The 22812-nt window shown below is 73.5% G+C and carries 24 protein-coding genes; 14 read left to right on the plus strand and 10 right to left on the minus strand.

Annotation, left to right across the window (positions count from 1 at the left end):
• Positions 1–5: 5 nt before the first annotated feature.
• The 8 genes from FHS88_RS11855 (at position 6) to FHS88_RS11890 (ending at position 7908) form a co-directional block, all read left to right on the plus strand.
• On the plus strand, positions 6–1187 hold the full coding sequence (locus tag FHS88_RS11855; protein ID WP_184485184.1) for a beta/alpha barrel domain-containing protein: 1182 nt from the start codon (positions 6–8) through the stop codon (positions 1185–1187).
• Between the two features lie 115 nt (positions 1188–1302).
• Positions 1303–2973, plus strand: a complete 1671-nt coding sequence (locus tag FHS88_RS11860; protein WP_184484857.1) for an NAD+ synthase — start codon at positions 1303–1305, stop codon at positions 2971–2973.
• A complete protein-coding gene (locus FHS88_RS11865; RefSeq protein ID WP_184484859.1) occupies positions 2970–3347 on the plus strand; it encodes a hypothetical protein in 378 nt (125 codons plus the stop codon). The genes FHS88_RS11860 and FHS88_RS11865 overlap by 4 nt, the downstream gene beginning before the upstream one ends.
• Positions 3344–3649, plus strand: coding sequence for a hypothetical protein (locus FHS88_RS11870; RefSeq protein ID WP_184484861.1), 306 nt, complete (start codon positions 3344–3346; stop codon positions 3647–3649). The genes FHS88_RS11865 and FHS88_RS11870 overlap by 4 nt, the downstream gene beginning before the upstream one ends.
• Complete coding sequence (gene gltX / locus FHS88_RS11875; protein ID WP_184484864.1) at positions 3646–4980, plus strand: glutamate--tRNA ligase; 1335 nt, start codon at positions 3646–3648, stop codon at positions 4978–4980. The genes FHS88_RS11870 and gltX overlap by 4 nt, the downstream gene beginning before the upstream one ends.
• Positions 4981–5118: 138 nt before the next feature.
• Positions 5119–6600, plus strand: coding sequence for a cysteine--tRNA ligase (gene cysS / locus FHS88_RS11880; RefSeq protein ID WP_184484866.1), 1482 nt, complete (start codon positions 5119–5121; stop codon positions 6598–6600).
• A 61-nt stretch (positions 6601–6661) separates the two neighbouring features.
• A complete protein-coding gene (copM, locus tag FHS88_RS11885; protein WP_184484868.1) occupies positions 6662–7024 on the plus strand; it encodes a CopM family metallochaperone in 363 nt (120 codons plus the stop codon).
• The gene (locus FHS88_RS11890) at positions 7021–7908 is read left to right on the plus strand and encodes an RNA methyltransferase (protein WP_184484870.1); all 888 of its coding nucleotides are present in this window, start codon (positions 7021–7023) and stop codon (positions 7906–7908) included. Before copM ends, FHS88_RS11890 begins: the two co-directional genes overlap by 4 nt.
• Positions 7909–7938: 30 nt before the next feature.
• On the opposite strand, the gene FHS88_RS11895 is transcribed toward FHS88_RS11890, so the two are convergent.
• The 5 genes from FHS88_RS11895 to FHS88_RS11915 are packed head-to-tail and all read right to left on the minus strand — an operon-like array spanning position 7939 to position 12081.
• A complete protein-coding gene (locus tag FHS88_RS11895) occupies positions 7939–9144 on the minus strand; it encodes a molybdopterin molybdotransferase MoeA (RefSeq protein WP_184485187.1) in 1206 nt (401 codons plus the stop codon).
• 1 nt (position 9145) lies between these two features.
• Complete coding sequence (moaC, locus tag FHS88_RS11900; protein WP_184485186.1) at positions 9146–9619, minus strand: cyclic pyranopterin monophosphate synthase MoaC; 474 nt, start codon at positions 9617–9619, stop codon at positions 9146–9148.
• The gene (trpC, locus tag FHS88_RS11905; RefSeq protein ID WP_184484872.1) at positions 9616–10455 is read right to left on the minus strand and encodes an indole-3-glycerol phosphate synthase TrpC; all 840 of its coding nucleotides are present in this window, start codon (positions 10453–10455) and stop codon (positions 9616–9618) included. Before trpC ends, moaC begins: the two co-directional genes overlap by 4 nt.
• The gene (gene trpD / locus FHS88_RS11910; RefSeq protein ID WP_184484874.1) at positions 10452–11477 is read right to left on the minus strand and encodes an anthranilate phosphoribosyltransferase; all 1026 of its coding nucleotides are present in this window, start codon (positions 11475–11477) and stop codon (positions 10452–10454) included. The genes trpC and trpD overlap by 4 nt, the downstream gene beginning before the upstream one ends.
• A gap of 4 nt (positions 11478–11481) precedes the next feature.
• Positions 11482–12081, minus strand: a complete 600-nt coding sequence (locus tag FHS88_RS11915) for an anthranilate synthase component II (protein ID WP_184484876.1) — start codon at positions 12079–12081, stop codon at positions 11482–11484.
• Positions 12082–12288: 207 nt separating this feature from the next.
• Here FHS88_RS11915 and FHS88_RS11920 point away from each other — a divergent pair, with 207 nt between their 5' ends.
• Positions 12289–12489: a hypothetical protein gene (locus FHS88_RS11920; RefSeq protein WP_184484878.1), complete on the plus strand. Its 201-nt coding sequence runs from the start codon at positions 12289–12291 to the stop codon at positions 12487–12489.
• Between the two features lie 43 nt (positions 12490–12532).
• Here the strand turns inward: FHS88_RS11920 and FHS88_RS11925 are convergent, their stop codons facing one another.
• From FHS88_RS11925 to FHS88_RS11935, 3 genes are read right to left on the minus strand one after another with little or no spacing between them, the layout of a single operon-like run.
• Positions 12533–13639 carry a tetratricopeptide repeat protein gene (locus FHS88_RS11925; RefSeq protein WP_184484880.1) on the minus strand — a complete coding sequence of 369 codons (1107 nt, stop codon included), beginning with the start codon at positions 13637–13639 and terminating at the stop codon, positions 12533–12535.
• Positions 13620–15134, minus strand: coding sequence for an anthranilate synthase component I (gene trpE / locus FHS88_RS11930; protein ID WP_184484882.1), 1515 nt, complete (start codon positions 15132–15134; stop codon positions 13620–13622). Before trpE ends, FHS88_RS11925 begins: the two co-directional genes overlap by 20 nt.
• Complete coding sequence (locus FHS88_RS11935; RefSeq protein WP_184484884.1) at positions 15131–17023, minus strand: peptidylprolyl isomerase; 1893 nt, start codon at positions 17021–17023, stop codon at positions 15131–15133. The genes trpE and FHS88_RS11935 overlap by 4 nt, the downstream gene beginning before the upstream one ends.
• Before the next feature lie 139 nt (positions 17024–17162).
• Here FHS88_RS11935 and tpiA point away from each other — a divergent pair, with 139 nt between their 5' ends.
• From tpiA to FHS88_RS11960, 5 genes are all read left to right on the plus strand, one after another.
• Positions 17163–17903, plus strand: coding sequence for a triose-phosphate isomerase (gene tpiA / locus FHS88_RS11940; RefSeq protein ID WP_211842497.1), 741 nt, complete (start codon positions 17163–17165; stop codon positions 17901–17903).
• A gap of 35 nt (positions 17904–17938) precedes the next feature.
• On the plus strand, positions 17939–18262 hold the full coding sequence (gene secG / locus FHS88_RS11945) for a preprotein translocase subunit SecG (protein ID WP_184484888.1): 324 nt from the start codon (positions 17939–17941) through the stop codon (positions 18260–18262).
• Between the two features lie 90 nt (positions 18263–18352).
• Positions 18353–19984 (plus strand): CTP synthase, encoded by a 1632-nt coding sequence (locus FHS88_RS11950; RefSeq protein ID WP_184484890.1) that lies wholly within the window; start codon positions 18353–18355, stop codon positions 19982–19984.
• Positions 19984–20805: a 3-deoxy-8-phosphooctulonate synthase gene (gene kdsA / locus FHS88_RS11955; protein WP_184484892.1), complete on the plus strand. Its 822-nt coding sequence runs from the start codon at positions 19984–19986 to the stop codon at positions 20803–20805. The genes FHS88_RS11950 and kdsA overlap by 1 nt, the downstream gene beginning before the upstream one ends.
• A 228-nt stretch (positions 20806–21033) precedes the next feature.
• Positions 21034–21282 (plus strand): hypothetical protein, encoded by a 249-nt coding sequence (locus FHS88_RS11960; RefSeq protein ID WP_184484894.1) that lies wholly within the window; start codon positions 21034–21036, stop codon positions 21280–21282.
• 60 nt (positions 21283–21342) lie between these two features.
• On the opposite strand, the gene FHS88_RS11965 is transcribed toward FHS88_RS11960, so the two are convergent.
• Together FHS88_RS11965 and FHS88_RS11970 are read right to left on the minus strand one after the other, a co-directional pair.
• A complete protein-coding gene (locus FHS88_RS11965) occupies positions 21343–21627 on the minus strand; it encodes a hypothetical protein (RefSeq protein WP_184484896.1) in 285 nt (94 codons plus the stop codon).
• Positions 21628–21681: 54 nt separating this feature from the next.
• The gene (locus FHS88_RS11970; RefSeq protein WP_184484898.1) at positions 21682–22758 is read right to left on the minus strand and encodes an LLM class flavin-dependent oxidoreductase; all 1077 of its coding nucleotides are present in this window, start codon (positions 22756–22758) and stop codon (positions 21682–21684) included.
• Positions 22759–22812 lie beyond the last annotated feature (54 nt).

Genomic DNA, 22812 nt, shown 5'->3' on the forward strand with positions numbered 1-22812 from the left:
CCGGCCTGCCCGGCCGCGCCGCGGCCCGGCCCGCGCCGTCCGACACCGACGATGCGGCGATCGCCGCGCGCACGGATAGCTACTTCAACCGCACGAAGCGGATCGTCGCGCGCTTCGGCGATGCGCGCGTCACCTACGCGGTCTTCCTCCGCCGCCCGGTCGTCTCGGCGCCGCGGCTGATGCTGGACTGGCTGCGCGCCGTCGCCGCCGCGCGCGGGACGGAGGTGCGGATCGACCTCGTGCACCAGGAGGGCCAGTGGGTCGGCGCGGGTGACCCGCTCGTCTACATCACCGGCTCCTTCGTCGCGCTGTCGGACCTCGAGACGCTGCTGCTGCAGAAGCTGGGGGCCGCCTGTGTCGCCGCCCACAACGCCTACCAGATGTGCCTGGAACTGCCGCAGGTCGCGTTCCTGGCGATGGAGGCGCGCCACTGCGCCGGCGCCGAGATGCAGGAGATGATGGCCTATGCCGCCTCCGTCGGCAGCCGCGCGGCGCAGCAGGAGGGGGCGAGGGGCTTCATCGGCAACGCCAACGACGCGACGGCGCACTGGTTCGGCCAGAAATCCGGCTACGGCACCATGCCGCACGCCCTGATCGGCTATGCCGGCTCGACCGTGCGCGCGGCCGAGATGTTCCACGAGACCTACCCGGACGATCCGCTGACCGTGCTCGTGGACTATTTCGGCCGGGAGGTGACGGATGGCCTCGAAGTGGCGCGCCGCTTCCCCGACCTCGCGGCGGCGGGGCGGCTCGCGGTGCGACTCGATACCCATGGCGGGCGCTTCCTCGAAGGGCTCGATCCGGCGGAATCCTACGCCGTGCTCGAACGCCACGCGCCGGGCGCGATCCGCCGCTACCGCAGCGAGACGGAACTCCGCCACCTGGTCGGCACAGGCGTCTCGGCCGCGGCCATCTGGCGCATGCGCGAGGCGCTGGACGAGGCCGGCTTCCCGAAGGTGCGCATCGTCGCCTCCTCCGGCTTCGGCGTCGGCAAGTGCCGCGTGATGGCCGAGGCGCGCGCGCCGATCGACGTGGTCGGCACCGGATCCTTCATCCCCGACGCCTGGTCCGAGACCTACGCCACCGCCGACATCGTGGAGTATGACGGCGTGCCGCGCGTGAAGGTCGGGCGCGAGTTCCTGCTGCGGCGCGGCGAGGCGCGGAGGAAGGACGGCGTGGGGCAGTGAGGCGCCGGGCCGGGGCGGGCCGGGGGCGGTGTGCCGCCCTTTGCAGCGATGCGCGCGCTCCGTTCCGGCGGCCCCTCTCACGCTCCTGAAGGGCTTGCACTATGGTGCCGTCATCATGGCCGACACGCTGAAGATCGCGCTCGCGCAGATCAACACCACCCATGTGGGCGCGCTGCGCGACAATGCCGAGCGCATCCGTCGCGCCCGCGCCGAAGGGGCGCGCCTCGGCGCCGACCTCGTGGTCACGCCGGAGTTCTCGGTCGGCGGCTACCTGCCCGAGGATCTGGTCCGCAAGCCCGCCTATGTGGCGGCCTGCACCGAGGTCATCGCCGGCCTCGCCGCCGAGACCGCCGATGGCGGGCCGGGGCTGATCGTCGGCGGGCCGTGGCAGGACGGGGCGAAGCTGCACAACGCGGCCTTCCTGCTCGAAGGCGGCCGCATCGCCGCGCGGCGCGCCAAGCACGAGCTGCCGAACTACGGCGTCTTCGACGAGAAGCGCGTCTTCGACCCCGGCCCCGCGCCCGGCCCGGTGCCCTTTCGCGGCTTCCGCCTCGGGCTGATGGTCTGCGAGGACTGGTGGCTGCCCGCGGTGGCCGAGACGCTGTGCGAGACGGGCGCGGAGATCCTGCTCTCGATCAACGGCTCGCCCTTCGAGGCCGACAAGCACGAGCGCCAGCGCCTGCCGCTCGCGGTCACGCGGGTGGTGGAGACGGGGCTGCCCTTCGTCTTCCTCGGCCAGGTCGGCGGGCAGGACGAGATTGTCTTCGACGGCGCCTCCTTCGTGCTGAACCCCGACCGCTCGCTCGCGCATCTGCTGCCGAGCTTCGAGGAGGAGGTCCGCCTGACCGAGTGGCGGCGGGAGGGCGAGCGCCTCGTCTGCACCCCTGGCGCGATCAGCCGCCCGCCGGAGACGCTCGGGCAGGTCTATGCCGCGATGGTGCTGGGCCTGCGCGACTATGTGGACAAGAACCGCTTCCCCGGCGTGGTGCTGGGCCTCTCGGGCGGGATCGATTCGGCGCTCTCGGCCGCCGTGGCGGTGGATGCCCTGGGCGCGGACCGCGTGCGCGCGGTGATGATGCCCTCGCCCTACACCAGCCAGGAGAGCCTCGAGGATGCGGCAGAATGCGCGCGGCTTCTCGGCATCCGCTACGACGTCATCGGCATCGGGCCGGCCATGGAGGCCTTCACGGCCATGCTGGCGCCGGTCTTCGGCAATCGTCCGCCCGACATCACGGAGGAGAACATCCAGTCGCGCATCCGCGGCCTGACGCTGATGGCGCTGTCGAACAAGTTCGGCGACATGCTGCTGACCACCGGCAACAAGTCCGAGATGTCCACCGGCTACGCCACCATCTACGGCGACATGGCGGGCGGCTATTCCGTGCTGAAGGACGTCTACAAGACCATGGTCTTCGCGCTGAGCCGCTGGCGCAACGCGAACCGCCCGGCGGGCGCGAAGGGGCCGGACGGGGCGGTGATGCCGCTGCGCGTCATCACCAAGCCGCCTTCCGCCGAACTCCGCCCCAACCAGAAGGACCAGGACAGCCTGCCGCCCTATGAGGTGCTGGACGCCATCCTGGAGGGCCTCGTCGAAGGCGAGAAATCCGTGGATGCGCTCGTCGCCGAGGGCCATGACCGCGCGACCGTGCTGCGCGTCTGGCGGCTGCTCGACCGCGCCGAATACAAGCGCCGGCAAGCGCCGCCCGGGGTGAAGATCACGCCGCGCGCCTTCGGCCGCGACCGGCGCTACCCGATCACCAACGGCTTCACGGCGCTGGTGACATGAGCGGCGAGTTCGAGGCGGAGATCTTCCCCCGCGGCGACTACGCCGTGCGGATCATGGACCTCTCCGGCGCCAATGGTTCCGACCCGGTCGAGACCGTCACGGGCTTCATCAGCATCGAGCACGCCAACGCCTTCGCCCGCCGCTATGTGCGCGATTCCGTCGAGCGCTGCCGCGCGCCGGGGATGGACGCCAAGGCCGTGCTCGACGCCTGGTTCGCCTTCGGCGAGGATGCCGAGGTGCTCGGCGCCGGCGACGACGCCTGGGTGAGTCGCAGCGAACTCAAGGACTTCGCCGACACCCCGGTGCGCGACGCCGAGGAGCGCAACTGGCGCGTCCTCGACCCCCGGCGGGACGAGGAGGAGGACGAGGCATGAGCCATGCCGTCCTCTGCGGCGACTTCGCCAGCGACCAGGACCCCGAGGAGGAATGGTCGGTGGAGGGCTTCCGCAGCGCGGAGGCCGCCGCCGAATACGCCCGCCGCTTCGTGCGCGACCAGGTGGAGCACCTGCGCGGCGCATACCCCGATGCCCGCGCGCTGCGGCAGGCCTTCCTGATGTTCGGCGAATACGCCATCGCGCCGGGGCTCGAACTGCAGCCCTGGCTCGAGCACTGCATCGCCAACCCTGCGACGCGCAAGGCCGACACGGACTACCAGGCGCTCGACCCCGACCGATGAAACTGCGCTTCGCCCCTTCGCCGACCGGGCTGCTGCATGTCGGCAATGCCCGCGTCGCGCTCGCCAACTGGCTGCATGCGCGCCGGCATGGCGGCACCTTCGTGCTGCGCCTGGACGACACCGACCGCGAGCGGTCCCGGCCCGAATTCGCCGCGGCGATCGAGGAGGACCTGCATTGGCTCGGCCTCGACTGGGATGAGCGCATCGCGCAGTCCGCCCGCCTCGACCGCTACGCCGCCGCCGCCGAGCGGCTGAAGCAGGACGGCCGCCTTTATCCCTGCTTCGAGACCGAGGAGGAGCTCGCCTTCAAGCGCGAGCGCCGCCGCCGCGAGGGCCGCCCGCCGATCTACGACCGCGAGGCGCTGAAGATGACGCCCGAGCAGATCGCGCGCGCCATCGAGAACGGCAAGCAGCCCTATTGGCGCTTCCGCCTCTCGCCGCGCAGCGTCGCCTGGACCGACCTCGTGCTCGGCGAGCGCCGCGTGAAGCTCTCCGCCATCTCCGACCCCGTGCTGATCCGCGCGGACGGGTCGCCGCTCTACACCTTCACCTCGGTCGTGGACGACCTCGAGATGGCGGTCACGCACGTCATCCGCGGCGAGGACCACGTCACCAACACCGGCATCCAGCTCGACATCTTCGAGGCGCTGGGCGGCGACGCCGCGCGCCTCGCCTTCGCCCACCTGCCGCTGCTGACCGACGAGGAGGGCGGCGCGCTGTCCAAGCGCCTCGGCTCGATCTCGCTGCGCCACCTGCGCAAGGACGGGATCGAGCCGGCGGCGCTCGCGGGCTATCTTGCCGCGCTCGGCACCTCGGCCGACCCGGTGGCGGGCATGCCGCGCGACCTCGCGCCCGGCTACGATCTCGGCCGCGTCTCGCACGCGACCGCGCGCTTCGACACGCGCCACCTGCTCGCGCTGAACCGCCGCGTGCTGCACGAGGCCCCCTTCGCCGCGGTGCGCGACCGCCTGCCCGAGGGCGCGGACGAGGCCTTCTGGCTCGCCGTGCGCGGCAATCTCGACCTGCTGCGCGAGGCGCGCCCCTGGTTCGACATCCTGCGCGGCAGCATCGTCCCGCCGGTGCAGGAGGGCGAGCACGACTTCCTCGCCGCCGCCCTCGCCGCCCTGCCGCCCGAGCCCTGGGACGGCACCACCTGGTCCGCCTGGACCGGCGCGCTGAAGGCGGCGACGGGACGCAAGGGCAAGGCGTTGTTCCTGCCGCTGCGCCTCGCGCTGACGGGGGAGGAGCAGGGGCCGGACCTCGGCACGCTGCTGCCCCTGATCGGGCGGGAGAGGGCGGCCGCCCGCCTGCGCCTTGCGGCCGGCGCTTGAATCCCGGGCGGGATCGGCGCACAAGGATAGGCATGTCCGTGTCCAGGCTCCGCGCATCCGCGCTCTGTCGCTGAACCGTCCCCGAGGGGAAGGTCCTTCCCCGCGCGCCTGCACCTCTCCCTTCGCCGCCGGACCGCCATGACAGACCTCTTCATCCACGACAGCGCCGCGCGCAGGAAGCGCCGCTTCGAGCCGATCGACCCCGGCCATGTGCGGATGTATGTCTGCGGGCCGACCGTCTATGACCTCGCGCATCTGGGCAATGCCCGCCCCGTGGTGGTTTTCGACGTGCTGTTCCGCCTGCTGCGGCGGCTTTATCCAAAGGTGACCTACGTCCGGAACATCACGGACGTGGACGACAAGATCAACGCGCGCTCGCGCGAGACCGGCGAGCCGATCGAGGCCATCACCGCCCGCACCACGGCCGATTTCCACGCCGACATGGCCGCCCTCGGCGCGCTCGAGCCGACCGTGGAGCCGCGCGCGACGCAGCACATCGCCGAGATGATCGCGCTGATCGAGCGCCTGATCGCCAACGGCCATGCCTATGTCGCCGAGGGGCATGTGCTGTTCAGCGTGCCGTCGTTCCGCGACTACGGGAAACTCTCGGGCCGATCGCCGGACGAGCTGCTGGCCGGCGCGCGGGTGGATGTCGCGCCCTACAAGCGCGACGCCGGCGACTTCGTGCTGTGGAAGCCCTCCGACGAGAACACCCCCGGGTGGGAGAGCCCCTGGGGGCGCGGCCGGCCAGGCTGGCACATCGAATGCTCCGCCATGTCGTGGAAGCATCTCGGCGAGGCCTTCGACATCCATGGCGGCGGCCACGACCTGATCTTCCCGCACCACGAGAACGAGGTCGCGCAATCCGTCTGCGCCTTCCCCGGCCGCGGCTTCGCGCGGTACTGGATGCACAACGGCATGCTGCTCGTGAACGGGGAGAAGATGTCGAAGTCGCTCGGCAACTTCATGACCGTGCGCGACATCCTCGCCGAAGGCCCCTGGGCGGGGGAGGCGTTCCGGCTGCTGCTGCTGCGCACGCATTACCGCGCGGCGCTCGATTTCACGATGGAGGGGCTGCGGGAGGCGAAGGCGGAGCTCGACGGGCACTACGCCATGCTGCGGCGCGCGCCTGCGGCGCATGACGAGGGCCTTGCGCGACGCATGGCTGAATGGGTGCTCGAGCCTCTGCACGACGACCTGAACACGCCGCTCGCGCTCGCGCGCCTGCGCGATCTCCGCACGCTCGAGAATGCGCTGACCGTCGGCGGTTCCGCGACGGTGGTGCTGGAACGGATCGGGCTCACGCGGGAGCCCGCGCCCGGCACGGCGGCCGCGGCATTCAGGGAGGCCGCACAGATCCTCGGCATCACGCGCTTCGCACCGGAAGCCTGGGCGCAGGGCCTTGCGGGCGCAGGCAAAGCGACGGCGTCGGGCGACACGCTCATGGCCTCTGCCGTGGCCGGGCCGACCAGGGAGGAGGTGGAATCCGCCATCACCGCCCGCCTCGCCGCCCGCCGCGCGAAGAACTGGGCCGAGGCCGACCGCATCCGCGACGACCTCAAGGCGAAGGGCATCATCCTCGAGGACGGCCCCGCCGGCACCAGCTGGCGCCGCGCTTGACCTTGCCATGACGGGAAGCCGCATCCCATCCGGACCAGCCATCCGCACGGGAGAGACCGACATGACCCGCCTTGCCCTCGCCCTCGCCGCCGCCCTGATCGCCCTGCCCGCCGCCGCGCAGCGCCCGCATCACGGCGGCCATGGCGCCGCGCCGGCCGCGCAGGAGCCGGCCTCCACCCGCGAGTTCCGCGCCGCCAACGAGCGGATGCACCGCGACATGAACATCCGCTTCACCGGCAATGCCGACCGCGACTTCGCCGCCGGCATGATCCCGCACCACCAGGGCGCCATCGACATGGCGCGCGTCGTCCTCCGCCACGGCTCGGACCCCGAGATCCGCGCGCTCGCCGAATCCATCATCCGCGCCCAGGAGGCCGAGATCGCCCAGCTCCGCGCCTTCCTGGCGCGAACCCAGCCGCGATGACCGGCGGGCGGAAGGACGGGCGGGCGAACCTCACGCCGCCCGCGGGCGAGACGCCCGTCATCGTCCTCGTCCGCCCGCAGATGGCGCGCAACATCGGCGCGACGGCGCGCGCCATGGCCAATGGCGGGCTGTGGCACCTGCGCCTCGTCGCCCCGCGCGACGGCTGGCCGCAGCCCGATGCCTACCCCGCGGCCTCGGGGGCGGATGCCATCCTCGACGCCGCGCAGGTGTTCGAGAGCGTGCCGGCGGCGGTGGCGGACTGCCATCGCGTGCTCGCCACCTGTCCCCGCCCGCGCCACGTCGTCATTCCCGTCCGCACTGCCCGCGCGGCGGCCGAGGATCTGCGCGCGATCGCCGCGCGCGGCCTGCGCAGCGCCGTGCTCTTCGGCCCCGAGCGCGCGGGCCTCGAGAACGACGACATGGCCTGCGCCGACACGCTGGTGCGCTACCCGCTCAACCCCGAGCACATGTCGCTCAACCTCGCCCAGGCGGTGATGATCCTCGCCTATGAATGGTGGATGGCGGCCGAGACGACGCCACCGCGCGTGCTGATGACGAACGAGACGCGCGTCGCGACCAAGGGCGAGCTGGAATCCTTCCTCGAGCGCCTCGTCGCGGAACTCGACGCCTGCGGCTTCCTCGACCACGCGCAGAAGCGCCCGGGCATGGTCCGCAACATGCGCCACTGGTTCCAGCGCGGCGAGGTGACCGAGCAGGAACTACGCACGCTGCACGGCGTGGTGACCGAACTCTCGCGCGGCCGCATGCGCCGCGGCCGGCCGGACGTGGCGCCGCCGTGGCGGGACCGCGCGAGCGGCGGGGAGGGCGCCGCCCTCCCTGAAGACCCGGCGGAGGCCGAAAGGCCTCTGGACACCGGAACCTGAGAACGGGCGCCGCCCGGGGCGGCCGCGGCTTCAGATGCCCAGTTCCGCCAGCAGGATCGCCTCCACCTCCGCCCCGGCCGGCAGGGCGGGCGCGAAGGGCGCGCGCAGCACCAGCGCATCGGCACGCGCGAGCGTGGCGAGCATCGAGGAATCCTGCACCCGCGCCGGCGTGACCACCAGCCGCCCCGCCTCATCCACCGACAGCACCGACCGCAGATGGTCCGCGCGCCGGTCGTTCTCGGGCAGCGGCACGGCGGTCAGCACGCGGCGCGTCGGCGGCGGGTCCCCGGGCAGGCCGGACAGGCGCGCGATCGCGGGCATCAGGAACACCACCCCGCACACCATGGCGCTGACCGGATTGCCCGGCAGGCCGAGCACAGGCGTGCGCCCGAGCCGGCCCCAGATCAGCGGCTTGCCCGGCCGCATCGCGATCTTCCAGAAGCCGAGCTCGAAGCCCTCCCCGCCCAGGGCCGACTGGATCAGGTCATGCTCGCCCACGCTCGCCCCGCCGGTCGTCACCAGCAGGTCGAAGGCATGCGCGGTCGCGGCGACGCCGGCGATCGCGGCGGTGTCGTCGGGCGCGATCGGCAGCACCACCGCATCGCCGCCCGCCGCCTTCACCAGCGCGGCCAGCGCATGCGCGTTGGAGGAGACGATACCGCCCGGCGGGATCGGGTCGCCGGGCAGCGCGATCTCGTCGCCGGTGGCGAGGATGCCGATGCGCGGGCGCCGATGCACCGCGAGCCAGGGGTTGTTCGAGGCGGCGGCAAGGCCGATGTCGCGCGCGGTCAGCTTCCGTCCCGCCGGTAGCACCTCGCTGCCCTCGGCGAAATCGAGCCCGCGCCGGCGGATCCAGCGGCCGGGGGTGACCGCCTCCCGCACCCGCACGGCATCGCCTTCCGCCACCGCGTCCTCCTGCAGCAGGATCGCGTCCGCGCCATCGGGCACGAAGCCGCCGGTGAAGATGCGCACGGCCTCGCCCTGCCCGACGCGGCCGGCGAAGGGCCGGCCGGCGGGGGCCGAGCCGATCACCGCGAGCACCGCGCCTTCCGCCGCATCGGCCGCGCGCACCGCATAGCCGTCCATGGCCGAGACATCGGCCGGCGGCTGGGTCAGCCGCGCGACCACGGGCCGCGCCAGCACGCGGCCCGCGCCATCCGGCAGCGCTACCGTCTCGGCCGCGGTCGGGCTCAGCGCGGCGAGGATGCGCGCGCGCGCCTCCTCCACCGGAAGCAGGTCACTCGCCACGGAACTCGCCCGACTTGCCGCCTGCCTTGTGCACGAGGCGCACATCCTCGATCCGCATCGAGCGGTCCACCGCCTTGACCATGTCATAGACGGTCAGGGCCGCGACGGTCACGGCGGTCAGGGCCTCCATATCGACGCCTGTGCGGCCGGTGAGCGTCACCGTGGCCTCGATCGCCACCGCGTCCTCGCCCTCGGGTTCCAGCTCCACCGCGACCTTGCTGATCATCAGCGGATGGCAGAGCGGGATCAGCTCCGCGGTCCGCTTCGCCGCCATGATGCCCGCGATGCGCGCCACACCCAGCACGTCGCCCTTGCCCGCGCGCCCCTCGCGGATCAGCGCGAGGGTGGCCGGCTGCATCACGATCCGTCCGCGCGCGGTCGCGCTGCGCGCCGTCTCCGCCTTGGCCGAGACATCCACCATGGCCGCGCGGCCGGCGGCGTCGAAATGCGTCAGCGCCATCAGCGCGCTTCGACCAGTTCGCGCGCCGCCGCCGTCACGTCGGCCTGGCGCATCAGGTGCTCGCCGACCAGGATGCAATGCGCCCCGGCCATGGCCATGCGCCGCACATCGGCGGGCGTGCGGATGCCGCTCTCGGCCACCGGCAGGCGGTCGGCCGGGACCAGGGGCGCGAGCTGCTCGGTGGTCGCGATGTCGGTCTGCAGCGTGCGCAGGTCGCGGTTGTTGATCCCGATCAGCCGCGTGTTCAGCCCGAGCGCGCGGTCGAGCTCGCGCCGGTCATGCACCTCGGCCAGCACCGCCATGTCGAGCGCATGGGCGATCTCGAGCAGCTCCGCCGCCGTCGCGTCGCTCAGGCAGGCCATGATCAGCAGGATGCAGTCCGCACCCATGGCGCGGGCCTCGAAGACCTGCCAGGGATGGATCATGAAGTCCTTGCGCAGCACGGGCAGGGAGCAGGCGGCCCGGCCGGCCTCCAGATGCTCCCGCGCGCCCTGGAAATACGGCCCGTCGGTCAGGATGGACAGGCAGGCCGCCCCGCCCGCCTCGTAGGCCTTCGCGAGCGCCGGCGGGTCGAAGGGGTCGCGGATCAACCCGCCCGAGGGCGAGGCGCGCTTGATCTCCGCGATCAGCCCGGTGCGGCCCTCGCCGATGCGGGCGCAGAGCGCGCCGACGAAGTCGCGCACCGGCGGCGCATTGGCCGCCGCGCGCTCGATCTCCGCCTGCGGCGTCGCGGCCATGCGCTCCGCGACCTCCTTCTCCTTGTCGGCGATGATGCGGACCAGCACGTCGGGCACCTCGACGGCGGCGGCCTTGGCGGTGGCGATGTGGGGCGCGTTCATGCGGCAGCGTCCTTGGGAGGGCAGGCGGCGCGGAGGCGGGCGAGTACCCCATGGGCGGCGCCCTCGTCCAGCGCGCGGGCGGCCAGCGCCGCGCCCTCGCGCAGCGTCGCGGCGCGGCCGGCGACGATCAGCGCCGCGGCGGCATTGAGCAGCACCACGTCGCGATAGGGCCCGGCCGCCCCCTGCAGCAGCGCCTCGAGCGCTGCGGCATTGGCGGCCGGGTCCCCGCCGCGCAGCGCCTCGGTCGGCGCGCGGGGCAGGCCGGCATCCTCGGGTGTCACGGTGAATTCGCGGATGCTGCCGTCGGCCTCGAGCGAGACCACCTGGCTCTCGCCCGCGAGCGTCAGCTCGTCGAGGCCCTGGCCATGCACCAGCCAGGCGCGCTCGCTGCCCAGCCGCGCCAGCGCCTCGGCCATCGGGCGCAGCCATTCGGGGGCGAAGGCGCCGGTCATCTGGCGCTTCACCCGCGCCGGATTGGCCAGCGGCCCGAGCAGGTTGAAGATGGTCCGCGTGCCCAGTTCCACCCGCGGGCCCGCGGCGTGCCGCATGGAGGCGTGGTGCCGCGGGGCCATCAGGAACACCATTCCCGCCTCGCGCAGCACGGCGGGCAGGCGCTCGAATGGCACGTCGAGCGAGATGCCGAGGGCCGAGAGCGCATCCGCCGCCCCCGAGCGAGACGACAAGGCGCGGTTGCCGTGCTTGGCCACGGGCACGCCGCAGCCGGCCACCACCATCGCCGCGGCGGTCGAGATGTTCAGCGTTCCCGCCGCATCGCCGCCGGTGCCGACGATGTCCATGGCATCGGGTGGCGCCTCCACCGCCACCATGCGCGCGCGCATGGCGCGCACGGCGCCGGTCATCTCGGCCACCGTCTCCCCGCGCACGCGCATGGCCATCAGCAGGCCGGCGATCTGCGCCGGTGTCGCCTCCCCGCCCATGATGATGCCGAAGGCTTCCTCCGCCTCGGGCTCGGACAGGCGCTCGGCGGCGGCGAGGCGCGCCAGGATCGGCTTGAGCGACATTGCCTCAGGCCGCGGCCGGGGCCGCCAGGGTCGCGCCGGCCAGTGTCAGGAAGTTGCGCAGGATGTCGTGGCCATGGGCCGAGGCGATGCTCTCGGGGTGGAACTGCACGCCGGAGATCGGCAGCGCCCGGTGCTTCAGCCCCATGATGAGCCCGTCCTCGGTCCAGGCCGTCACCTCGAGGCACTCGGGCAGGCTCGCGCGGTCCACGATCAGCGAATGGTAGCGCGTCGCGGCGAAGGGGGAGGGGATGCCGGCGAAGATATCCGTGCCGTCGTGGTGGACCTGCCAGACCTTGCCGTGCACGGGCTCGGGCGCGCGCACCACCTGCCCGCCGAAGGCCTGGCCGATCGCCTGGTGGCCGAGGCAGACGCCGAGCACCGGCAGCCGCGCCTCGGCGGCGAGGCCGATCAGCGGCAGGCAGATGCCGGCCTCGTTCGGCGTGCAGGGGCCGGGGGAGAGCACGACCGCCTCGGGCTTCATGGCGAGCACGCCCTGCGGGTCGATGGCGTCGTTCCGCCGCACCTCCACCCGCGCCCCGAGATCGCCGAGGAAATGGAAGAGGTTGAAGGTGAAACTGTCGTAGTTGTCGATCAGCAGGATCATGGCCGGTGATCCTTGGACCCGCGGGGCGGGGGAATCAAGGGCGGCGCGGCCGCGGGGGCTGGGACAGGCCGCCCGGGCGCAGTAGCCTGCCCGCATGAGCCGAGTCCGCGCCCCTCGCCGCCGCCTCGCCGGGCAACCTCCCGGCACGGCCGGGCGCGCGCCCGCCGCCGCGCGCGGTCAGGCCGCGCTCCCGTGCGGCGGTGCGGCATGATCGACGCCCTGGCCGAGGTTTCCTGGCGGCTGCCGGCGGTGGTGCTGGCCCTGGTGGCCGGGGGCCTCGTGGTGCGGCGCATCGCCGGGAGCACCGGCGCGGTGGTCGGCATGGTCATGATCTGGCTGGCGCTCGCCATCATCACCGTCTGGACGACGCTGAACCTGATCGAGGCGCTGACGCTGTTCGGCACCTGACCGAAGCCCGAGGCGTTCGCCCGGCGGCCTGCGCCCCGCCCGGTCAACCCGGATGGGCCGGCGCGGGCAGGTCCCCCGTCCTGATCGCCTGCGCCGCGCGCGCGGCGGCCGCCTGCCAGTCGGCCCCGCCGCCCGGGCAGCGCAGGAGCCGCAGCGAGGGATACCAGAGCGGGGTCTGCTCCGCGTGCAGCCAACGCCAGTCGCCCTGGCAGCCATGCATCAGCATCAGCGCCGGCCGGCCGAGCGCGCCCGCGAGATGCACCACCGCCGTGTCCACCGACACCACGAGGTCGAGCGCCATGATCGCCGCCGCCGTGTCGAGGAACCAGTCCGGCCCGTTGTCGATTTCCCGGCCCAGCCGGTCGAGCGGGAAGGCGGCGTCCTGCGCCTCGCCCGGCCCCTTCTGCAGGGCGAAGAGCCGCACCCCCGGCAGCGCGGCGAGCGGCGCGAAGGCGGCAAGCGGCGCCGAACGGTTGGCATCCACCGGCGCCGCCGGGTTGCCCTGCCAGACGATGCCCACGCGGAAGCCCTCGGCGCCGATGCGCGTCCGGAGCCGCGCGAGGCGATCGGGCTCGGCGGCGAGGTAGGGCACCCGCCCGCGATACGCCCGCGGCGAGAGGCCCAGCGCGCGCGGCAGGTCGAGCATGGGCAGCCAGGCCCGCAGCCCCGCCACCCGGCCCGGCGTGTCGCTCGCGCGCAGGTCGATGCCGTCGCAGAGCGGCCCGAGCAGCCGGTGCAGCCGCCGGTCCAGCACCGCATGGACCCGCACCCCGCGCGCGGCGAGCATGGGCAGGTAGCGCGCGAACTGGATGGTGTCGCCCAGCCCCTGCTCGCCCATCACCAGCACCGCGGCGGGCGAACCCTCGCCGCGCCAGGGCGGGATGGGCACGGGGCCGCCGGGCCCGGGGCGGGTGACGCGGGGGAAGGCCGCGGGCATCAGCTCGAAGCGGACCTGGTAGGCCTCCCAGGCCTCCTCCCAGGCGCCGGCCTGGAACAGGCAGCGCGCCAGCGCGGCGCGGATGCGGGCATCGCCGGGCAGCAGGGCGGCCAGGCTGCGCAGGGCCGCCGCCGCCTCCACCGCCCGCCCTTCGCGCCGCGCCGCCTCGGCCAGCGCGAGCAGCGGCGCGGGGTCAGCCGTTGCCGCGCTCACGCCGGCCGGCGGCGAAGCGCACGGCCTCCTCGGCGGCGCGGAACAGGGCGCGGGCCTTCTGCACCGTCTCCTCGTACTCGGCCTTGGGGTTGCTGTCGGCCACCACGCCCGCGCCGGCCTGGACATGCATGATGCCGTCCTTCACCAGCGCGGTGCGCAGCGCGATGCAGGTGTCCATGCCGCCATCGGCGCCGAAATAGCCGATGCCGCCGGCATAGAGGCCGCGCCGCGAGGGTTCCAGCTCCTCGATGATCTCCATCGCGCGGATCTTGGGGGCACCGGTCAGCGTGCCCGCCGGGAAGCCCGCACAATAGGCGTCCAGCGCATCGAGCCCCGCCCGCAGCCTCCCCTGCACCTCCGAGCCGATGTGCATCACCTGCGAATAGCGCTCGACCTGGAACTGCGCCGTGACCTTGACCGTGCCGATCTCGGCCACGCGGCCGACATCGTTGCGCCCGAGGTCGAGCAGCATCAGGTGCTCCGCCCGCTCCTTCGGGTCGGCGAGCAGCTCGGCCTCCAGCGCGCGGTCCTCCTCCGGCGTCGCGCCGCGCCGCCGCGTGCCGGCGAGCGGGCGCACCGTCACGGTGTTGTCGCGGCAGCGCACCAGGATTTCCGGGCTCGCCGCCACCACCGAGAAGCCGCCGAAATCCCCGAACACCAGGAAGGGCGCGGGGTTGATCCGCCGCAGCGCGCGGTAGAGGGCGAAGGGCGGCAGGGCGAAGGGCACCGAGAAGCGCTGCGACGGGACGATCTGGAAGGCATCGCCGGCGCGGATGTACTCCTTCGCCTTCTCCACCGCGGCGATGTAGCCGGCCTCGGTGAAATTGCTGTCGGGCTGGGCGAGGCGCGGCAGGTTGGCCGGCGGCGCGGCGCGCGGCACCGGCCGGTCGAGCGCGGCCTCGGCCTCGTCGAGGCGCGCCTCGGCGGCCTCGATCAGCGCGCCCGGCTCGCCGCCGGGCCAGACCGGGGCGCAGAGCGTCAGCGTGTCCCGCACATGGTCGAAGATCGCCATCAGCGTGGGCCGTGTCAGCACCGCATCGGGGATGCCGAGCACATCCGGCTTGAGCGAGGGCAGCTTCTCGATCAGCCGCACCATGTCGTAGCCGAGATAGCCGAACAGCCCCGCCGCCATCGGCGGCAGCCCGGGCGGGACGGCCATCCGCGCCTCGGCGATGGTCCGGCGCAGGCTGTCGAGCGCCGCGCCGGGCTCGGGTTCGAAGGCGTGGGGGGCGGTCAGCGCGTGGCGGTTCACCTCCGCCCGGCCGTCGCGGCAGCGCCAGACGAGGTCGGGCGCAAGGCCGATCGCGGAATAGCGGCCGCGCGCGGCGCCGCCTTCGATGGATTCCAGCAGGAAGGCATGGGCCTGCGCGCCGCCCGTCAGCTTGAGGAAGGCGCCGACCGGGGTGTCGAGGTCGGCCACGCGCTCGCGCACCAGGATGGCGCCGCGCCCGGCCTCCAGCGCCGCCCGGGCGCTGCCCGCGGACATCTCGTTCATCGGCCGCTCACCTGCTCCAGCAGCTGCGTGTTGATGCGCACATTGGCACGGGCGCGCAGGGCCACGGCGAATTGTTCCTCGAGCTCGTCCTGCATGGACTGCTCGATCTCCCCCCTCATCCGGCCCAGGCCCAGCGGGTCGGAGGCCGGGTCGAAGCGCAGCACCTCGACCAGCCGCGCCACCGCGAAGCCGTCCCGCGTCTCGACCATGGTCGGCGCCTGCCCGCTCGCCTCGAACAGCGGCGCGACCAGCTCGGGCGGCAGGGGCGCGGCGGTCGCCGGGTTGCGGCCGAAGGGGCCGACGCGCTGGAAGGGCAGCCCGGCCTCCTCCGCCACCTCGGAGAGCGGGCGGCCGGTCCCGGCGGCGGCGAGCACCGCCGCGGCGCGCTCCTCGGCGGCGCGGCGGCGCGCATCGGCGAGGTAGGCGGCGCGGACCTGCGCCTCCACCGTCTCGAAGGGCCGCAGCGCGGGCGGGCGCACCTCGCGGATCTCGATGGCCACGAAGGCCTCGCCCATCTCGGTCATGCGCGGGGCGTCGCCCTGCCGGGCGGCGAAGATCGCGCGCAGGAGGTCGGCGCGCTGCGCCTCGGGCACGGGCAGGCTCGCGGCGCCGCCCTCGGGCGCATTCCCGGCGGCATCGGTGGTGACGGTGGCGACGGCGAGGCCGAAGCGCTGCGCCACATCCGCAAGGCCGGCGCCGCCGGCGAGCGCATCCTCGACCCGGTTGGCGCGCTCATAGGCGAGGTCGAGCGCCCTGTCGCGCGCCACCTCGAGGCGCAGCGCGCCGCGCACCTGCGCGAGCGTCCGGCTCTCGGCCGGCTCGACGCGCTCGACCTGCAGCACATGCCAGCCGAAGGGGCTGCGCACCGGGTCCGTCACGCCGCCCGCGGGGGCGGCGAAGGCGGCGGCGCCGACCGTCTCGATCGGCATGGCGGCGCGGTCGAGCAGGCCGAGATCCGCCGCCGTGCCGCCCGCCGCCACGGCCTGCGCCTCGATCGCGGCGAAATCGGCGCCGCCGCGCCAGGCCTCGGCCAGGGCGCGCGCGGCCTCCTCCGTGGGCAGAACGGCCTGGCGCAGCGCGCGGCGCTCGGGCGTCTCGAACTGGGCGCGGCGCTGCTCGAAGGCCTGGGCGAGCGTCGCCTCGTCGAGCTCGATCTCCCCGGCCACCGCCTCGGCCGACAGGACCGCGACCGCCACCTCGCGGTATTCGGGCGCGGAGAACTGCGCCGGGTTGTTCTCCTGGAAGCGGCGGAGCTGCGCCTCGGTCGGCGCCTCGGGCTCGGGCATGGCGGCGCGGGCGACCTGCACCACCTCGGCCACCCGGCGCTCCATCAGCCAGGCGAGCAGCGGCGCCGCGAGGGCATCCGGCCCGGCCGCGCCCGCGCGCACCGCGCCGGCGAGCTGCTGGCGCAGCACGTCGCCCGCCACGACCTGCAGGAACTGCGCCTCGTTCAGCTCGTTCTGGCGCAGCAGGCTGTCGAAGATGGGGCGCGAGAAGGCGCCGTCCGCCCCGCGCAGCCCGGGAATGGAGAAGACCGTGTCGCGCACCGCCGCGGCCGGGGCGACGATGCCCAGGCGCTGCGCCTCGGCGCGCAGGGCGCGGTCGGAGATGAGCTGCTCGAGCGAGGCGGCGGCGACGGCGCGGCGGACATTCTCGTCCGGGTCGAAGCGGGCGCCGAGCTGGCGGGCGAGGCGCGCCATCTCCCGCCGCGCGGCGTTCTGCGCCTCGGTCAGCTCGATCGCGCTGTCGCCGACGCGCGCGACCGCCGTCTCGCGGCCGAGGTTGCGCACCACGTCCTCGATCCCCCAGACGGCGAAGGAGAGGATGAGGAGGGCGAAGAGGATCTTGGCGACCCAGGTGCCGGCCATCCGGCGGAGCGCGGTGAGCATGCCGGGCTGATTAGCCGCCCCACCCCGGCGGCGGAAGGGGCGGCGAGACCCGCCGGCCCGCACCCCCGGGTTGGAGCCGCCCGGCATTTCCGTTACCTCGCGCCCGGAACGCCGCGAGGAGACGCCCATGACGCCCGGAATCCGCCCCCTCATCGCCGGGAACTGGAAGATGCACGGCCTCGCCGCCGACGGCCTCGCGCTCGCCCGCGCGGTGGCGGCCGGCGCGGCGGGGGTCGGGGCGGAGCTGCTGGTCTGCCCGCCGGCCACGCTGGTGGCCGCGGTGGCGGCGGCGCTGGCGGGAACGCCGGTCGCCGTGGGGGGGCAGGACTGCCACGCCGCCCCCAAGGGCGCCCATACCGGGGACATCGCCGCGCCGATGCTGGCCGATGCCGGGGCGCGCTACGTCATCCTCGGCCATTCCGAGCGCCGCGCCGCCTACCGCGAGACCGACCCGACCGTGCGCGCCAAGGCCGAGGCGGCGATCACCGCGGGCCTCGTGCCCATCGTCTGCGTCGGCGAGCCGGAGGACGACCGGCTGCTCGGCCGGGCGGAGGAGGTGGTCGCCGAGCAGATCGCGGGCAGCCTGCCGCCGGGCTTCGGCGCGGCGGGCGGGGTGGTGGCCTATGAGCCGGTCTGGGCGATCGGGACCGGCCGCACGCCGACCGAGGCCGACATCGCGGCCATGCATGCCATGATCCGCGCCCGGCTGGTCGCCGCCTTCCCGCAGCACGGGGGCGGGCTGCGCATCCTCTATGGCGGCTCGGTCAAGCCCGCGAATGCCGCCGCCATCCTGGCCCTGCCGCATGTGGACGGGGCGCTGGTGGGCGGCGCGAGCCTGGTCGCGGAGGATTTCCTCGCCATCGCCCGCGCGGCGGGGTAGCCCCGGGGCCTTCCCTTCGCTAGATACGCGGCGCCATGACCACCGTCCTGCTCGTCCTGCACCTCTTCGTCACCCTGGCGCTGATCGGCGTCGTGCTGCTCCAGCGCAGCGAGGGCGGCGGGCTCGGCATCGGCTCCTCCGGGGGCATGGGCGCCTTCATGGGCGGGCGCGGCACGGCGAACCTGCTGACCCGCGGCACGGCCATCCTGGGCACGATCTTCTTCGTGCTGGCGCTGACGCTCGCGATCCTGAACCGCGGCGCGGGCCAGCAGAACCGCTCGATCCTCGATTCGCCGCCGCCCGCCGGCGCCCCCGCGGCGCCCGCGATCCCGGCGCTGCCTGCCGTCCCGACCAACTAACCCAGTCTTCGCAATCACTTCCTGGCGCAAGGCCGCCCCGCGCCGCGTGCGGGTGGCGGGGCCGTGCGCGGCTTGTTATGGAGGGCGCCCATGGCGCGGTTCGTCTTCATCACCGGCGGCGTGGTCTCCTCCCTCGGCAAGGGCATCGCATCCGCCTCGCTCGGCGCGTTGCTGCAGGCGCGCGGCTACAAGGTCCGCCTGCGCAAGCTCGACCCCTACCTCAACGTGGATCCGGGGACGATGAGCCCCTACCAGCACGGCGAGGTCTATGTGACCGACGACGGGGCGGAGACCGACCTCGACCTCGGCCACTACGAACGCTTCACGGGTGTTGCGGCGCGCAAGGCGGACAACTGGACCACGGGGCGGCTCTACCTCGACGTGATCGCGGCGGAACGGCGCGGGGACTATCTCGGCGGCACGGTGCAGGTCATTCCGCACATCACCGACAAGATCAAGGAAGTCATCCAGGCCGAGACCGACCACTACGACTTCGTGCTGGTCGAGATCGGCGGCACCGTCGGCGACATCGAGAGCCTGCCATTCCTCGAGGCCATCCGCCAGCTCGCCAACGAGCTCGGGCCGCAGCGCAGCCTCTTCATGCACCTGACGCTGGTGCCCTACATCCCGTCGGCCGGGGAGCTGAAGACCAAGCCCACGCAGCATTCGGTGAAGGAGCTGCTCGGCCTCGGCATCCAGCCGCAGATCCTGCTCTGCCGCTGCGACCGGCCGATCCCGGAGAACGAGCGGCGCAAGATCGCCCTCTTCTGCAATGTCCGCCCCGAGAGCGTGATCCCCGCGCTCGATGCCGGCACCATCTACGAGGTGCCGCTCAAGTACCACGAGGAGGGGCTGGACCAGGAGGTGCTGCGCCATTTCGGCCTCTCGGCCTATGGCGAGCCGGACATGCGCCGCTGGCAGGCGATCGTGCAGTCCATCAAGCAGCCGGAGGGCGAGGTCACCATCGCCGTCGTCGGCAAGTACACGAACCTGCTCGACGCCTACAAGTCGCTGGCGGAGGCGCTGACCCACGGCGGCATCGCGCACAATGTGCGGGTGCGGCTCGACTGGGTGGACAGCCAGATCTTCGAGAACGACGCCGCGGCCGTCGCGCGGCTCGAGAAGGTCAACGGCATCCTCGTGCCCGGCGGCTTCGGCGAGCGCGGCAGCGAGGGCAAGATCGAGGCCGTCCGCTTCGCCCGCGAACGCAAGGTGCCCTTCTTCGGCATCTGCTTCGGCATGCAGATGGCGGTGATCGAGGCGGCGCGGAACCTGCTCGGCATCAAGGGCGCCTCCAGCACCGAGTTCGGCCCCTGCGAGGAACCGGTGGTCGGGCTGCTGACCGAATGGCTGCGCGGCAACGAGCTCGAACGCCGCAACGCCAATGGCGACCTCGGCGGGACGATGCGCCTCGGCGCCTATCCGGCGCGGCTCGCGGAGGGTTCGCTGGTGCGCGAGGTCTATGGCGCGGCCGAGATCCAGGAACGCCACCGCCACCGCTACGAGGTCAACGTCGCCTATCGCGAGCGGCTGGAGGCGGCCGGGCTGCGCTTCTCCGGCATGTCGCCCGACGGCGTGCTGCCCGAGATCGTGGAATACCCCGACCATCCCTGGTTCATCGGGGTGCAGTACCACCCCGAGCTGAAGTCGAAACCCTTCGACCCGCACCCGCTCTTCAAGGGCTTCATCGGCGCGGCGGTGAAGCAGGCGAGGCTCGTCTGATGCGCACGGTCCAAGTGCGGGGCGTGGCGATCGGCAATGCGCTGCCGCTCGTCTTCCTCTCCGGCCCCTGCCAGATCGAGAGCCGCGCCCACGCCCTGGAGACCGCGGCCGCGCTGGCCGAGATGGCCGCCGCCGCCGGCGTGCCGCTGATCTACAAATCCTCCTTCGACAAGGCGAACCGCACCTCCGTGAAGGCCGCGCGCGGCATCGGCATGAAGGAGGGCCTCGCCATCCTGGCCGAGGTGCGCGAGGCCACGGGGCTTCCCGTGCTGACCGACGTCCATGCCCCCGAGCAATGCGCCCCCGCGGCCGAGGCGGTGGACGTGCTGCAGATCCCGGCCTTCCTCTGCCGCCAGACCGACCTGCTGATCGCGGCCGGGCAGACGGGGCGCGCGATCAACGTCAAGAAGGGCCAGTTCCTCGCCCCCTGGGATATGACGAACGTCGCGGCCAAGATCGCCTCCACCGGCAACGAGAACATCCTGCTCTGCGAGCGGGGCGTCTCCTTCGGCTACAACACGCTGGTCGCCGACATGCGCGCACTGCCGATCATGGCGCAGACCGGATACCCGGTGGTCATGGACGCGACCCATGCCGTGCAGCAGCCGGGCGGGCAGGGGACCAGCAGCGGCGGCCAGCGCGAATTCGCCCCCGTGCTGGCGCGCGCGGCGGTGGCGGTGGGCGTCGCGGCGGTGTTCATCGAGACCCACCCGGACCCCGACCACGCGCCGTCGGACGGCCCGAACATGATCCCGCTGCGCGAGATGCCGGCGCTGATGGCGCGACTCAAGGCCTTCGACACGCTCGCCAAATCGGGGTGAGGCCGTGCGGCGGGCGGGGTCGCGCGAAGGGCTCGGGGCCGGCGCGCCCGGCCTCCTTGTGTTCGCCCTGCACGGGGGGCGTGTCCGGCCGGGCGCCGCCTGCGGCCTGACGGCGTGCCTTCGCGACTCGGGGGCGGCCCCGGTGGATGCGGGCGCGGCGCGCATCGCCGGGCCGGATGGGCCTCTGCCCGCCGCGACTCGCCCTGCCCCGCGCGGGGTGCGCGTCCCGTGAGCGAACCGCGCATCCCGAAAGGCCATGGCGCGGCGCGCCGGCCGGTCGTGGCATCGGTGATCCTCGCCGTGATGCTCGGCGTGCTCTGGTGGTCCGTGCCGGGCGGGCTGGCGGCGCTGCGCGCGGCGGAATGGCACCCGGAAGCGGTGCTGGCGGTGCTCGGCGCCCATCTGCTCTTCCTCGGCGCCTTCGGCTGGATCGCCTGGATGTTCTGGGCCGGGCGGCGGCCGGGGGATGGCGGGTAGCGATCACGCCGGATCGCCTGCTGCCAGCGGGCGAGAGGACGGGGCCCGCGCCCGGCGGCGTCAGATCGTCTGCCCGCGCAGGAAGCCGAGGGCGGGCAGCGGCGTCCATTTGCGCGGCAGGTCGGAGCGCCGGATCGGCGCCACGGAATAGGCCGGAATGGGCTGCTTGGCGCGGGCCAGCCAGTCGGCGTAGTCGCGCACCTGCTGGTCCCGCCAGGCGCGGTCGTTCAGCGCCTGGGCGCGGGAGCGGAACACTTCCGCGATCCGGGACCGCCGCCCGACCGTCGCCACGACGGCCCAGAGCGTGTCGTCATCCCCGCCACGGACATTGACCAGGATCCCCACGACGCAAACGGTGGCAAATCCGGGGGCGGCGGGTCAAGCGCCCGCGAGGGGGGCTCACGCCGCGGCGGCAGCCGGCATCCCGATGCGGTCGAGCGGGCCGAACTCGCGCTCCAGCAACGGCTTCACCTGCGCCTTCCAGGCCGCGATCGAGCGCAGCGCGGTGCCGAGCGGCATGTCGCCCACATGGCATTGCAGCAGGTAGTGGCAGGGGCTGGCCGCGCGGATCTCGGCGGCCATGCGCGCGGCGACGGTGGCGGCGTCGCCCACCATCATGTGCGCGCCCATCTCCTCGAGGCTCGGCTCGCCCTCCCAGGGCTTCTCGACCAGCATGCCGCCGTCCATCGCCTGTTCCCGCCGGCGCAGCGCCTGGGAGAGGCGGATCTGCCAGCGGGCATTCTCGAGGAAGCGCGCGGCCTCCTCGCGGTCCTCGGTGATGCAGAAGGGACGCATGGCGCCGAAGCGCAGCGTCTCGGGCGCCTTGCCGGCGTTGCGCCACACGCCCTCGAAGCGCGCCCGCGCGGCAGCGAGCATGGCCGGGGTGAAGTGCCGCGGCGTGACCATCACCACGCAGTCGCGCTCGGCGGCATAGCGGTGCAGGTCGGCGTTGTCGCCGGCGACGTAGACATCGGGCAGGCCGCGCACCGGGCGCGGGGCGATGTGCATCTCGGGCAGCGCGTAGTGCCTGCCCTGGTGGGTGAAGGTCTCGGCGGCGAAGGCCTTCTCCATCATGGCCATCACCTCGAGCAGGCGGGCCGGGGCTTCCGCGAGATCCTGGCCGAAGCGCTCGAACTCGTATGGCTGGTAGCCGCTGCCGATGCCGAGCACGAGCCGCCCATGGGTCAGCGAATCCACCATCCCGATCTCGGCGAGCAGGCGCGAGGGATGGTAGAGCGGCACGATCACCACGCCCGAGCCGAGCCGGATGCGCGAGGTGTGCGCGGCCATGTGCGCGACCATCATCAGCGGCGAGGGACAGACGCAGTAGTTCGAGAAATGGTGCTCGGCGAACCAGGCGATGGCGAAGCCGGCTTCCTCGGCCGCCTTCACCTGCGCCACCGCGTCGTCGTAGATGGCCGCGGTCGGCGTGCCGCGCGTGCGATAGCCCATCAGGCAGAACAGACCGACATCCATGGCGCGTTCCCTTCCGTGCTTGCGGGCATGCTCCCGCGAAGCGGGCGCCGGGCG

The sequence above is a fragment of the Neoroseomonas alkaliterrae genome (assembly GCF_014199195.1).
In the GTDB taxonomy this organism is placed as follows: Bacteria; Pseudomonadota; Alphaproteobacteria; order Acetobacterales; family Acetobacteraceae; genus Neoroseomonas; species Neoroseomonas alkaliterrae.

Bases quoted from the DNA above. Each gene is read 5' to 3' on its own strand.
- FHS88_RS11915 (WP_184484876.1), bottom strand. From the start codon at position 12,081: ATGATCCTGCTGATCGACAACTACGACAGTTTCACCTTCAACCTCTTC.
- FHS88_RS11865 (WP_184484859.1), top strand. From the start codon at position 2,970: ATGAGCGGCGAGTTCGAGGCGGAGATCTTCCCCCGCGGCGACTACGCC.
- gltX (WP_184484864.1), top strand. From the start codon at position 3,646: ATGAAACTGCGCTTCGCCCCTTCGCCGACCGGGCTGCTGCATGTCGGC.
- FHS88_RS11950 (WP_184484890.1), top strand. From the start codon at position 18,353: ATGGCGCGGTTCGTCTTCATCACCGGCGGCGTGGTCTCCTCCCTCGGC.
- trpD (WP_184484874.1), bottom strand. From the start codon at position 11,477: ATGTCGCTCAAGCCGATCCTGGCGCGCCTCGCCGCCGCCGAGCGCCTG.
- trpC (WP_184484872.1), bottom strand. From the start codon at position 10,455: ATGAACGCGCCCCACATCGCCACCGCCAAGGCCGCCGCCGTCGAGGTG.
- FHS88_RS11920 (WP_184484878.1), top strand. From the start codon at position 12,289: ATGATCGACGCCCTGGCCGAGGTTTCCTGGCGGCTGCCGGCGGTGGTG.
- FHS88_RS11870 (WP_184484861.1), top strand. From the start codon at position 3,344: ATGAGCCATGCCGTCCTCTGCGGCGACTTCGCCAGCGACCAGGACCCC.
- FHS88_RS11935 (WP_184484884.1), bottom strand. From the start codon at position 17,023: ATGCTCACCGCGCTCCGCCGGATGGCCGGCACCTGGGTCGCCAAGATC.
- copM (WP_184484868.1), top strand. From the start codon at position 6,662: ATGACCCGCCTTGCCCTCGCCCTCGCCGCCGCCCTGATCGCCCTGCCC.
- FHS88_RS11860 (WP_184484857.1), top strand. From the start codon at position 1,303: ATGGCCGACACGCTGAAGATCGCGCTCGCGCAGATCAACACCACCCAT.
- secG (WP_184484888.1), top strand. From the start codon at position 17,939: ATGACCACCGTCCTGCTCGTCCTGCACCTCTTCGTCACCCTGGCGCTG.
- trpE (WP_184484882.1), bottom strand. From the start codon at position 15,134: ATGAACGAGATGTCCGCGGGCAGCGCCCGGGCGGCGCTGGAGGCCGGG.
- FHS88_RS11890 (WP_184484870.1), top strand. From the start codon at position 7,021: ATGACCGGCGGGCGGAAGGACGGGCGGGCGAACCTCACGCCGCCCGCG.
- cysS (WP_184484866.1), top strand. From the start codon at position 5,119: ATGACAGACCTCTTCATCCACGACAGCGCCGCGCGCAGGAAGCGCCGC.
- kdsA (WP_184484892.1), top strand. From the start codon at position 19,984: ATGCGCACGGTCCAAGTGCGGGGCGTGGCGATCGGCAATGCGCTGCCG.
- FHS88_RS11970 (WP_184484898.1), bottom strand. From the start codon at position 22,758: ATGGATGTCGGTCTGTTCTGCCTGATGGGCTATCGCACGCGCGGCACG.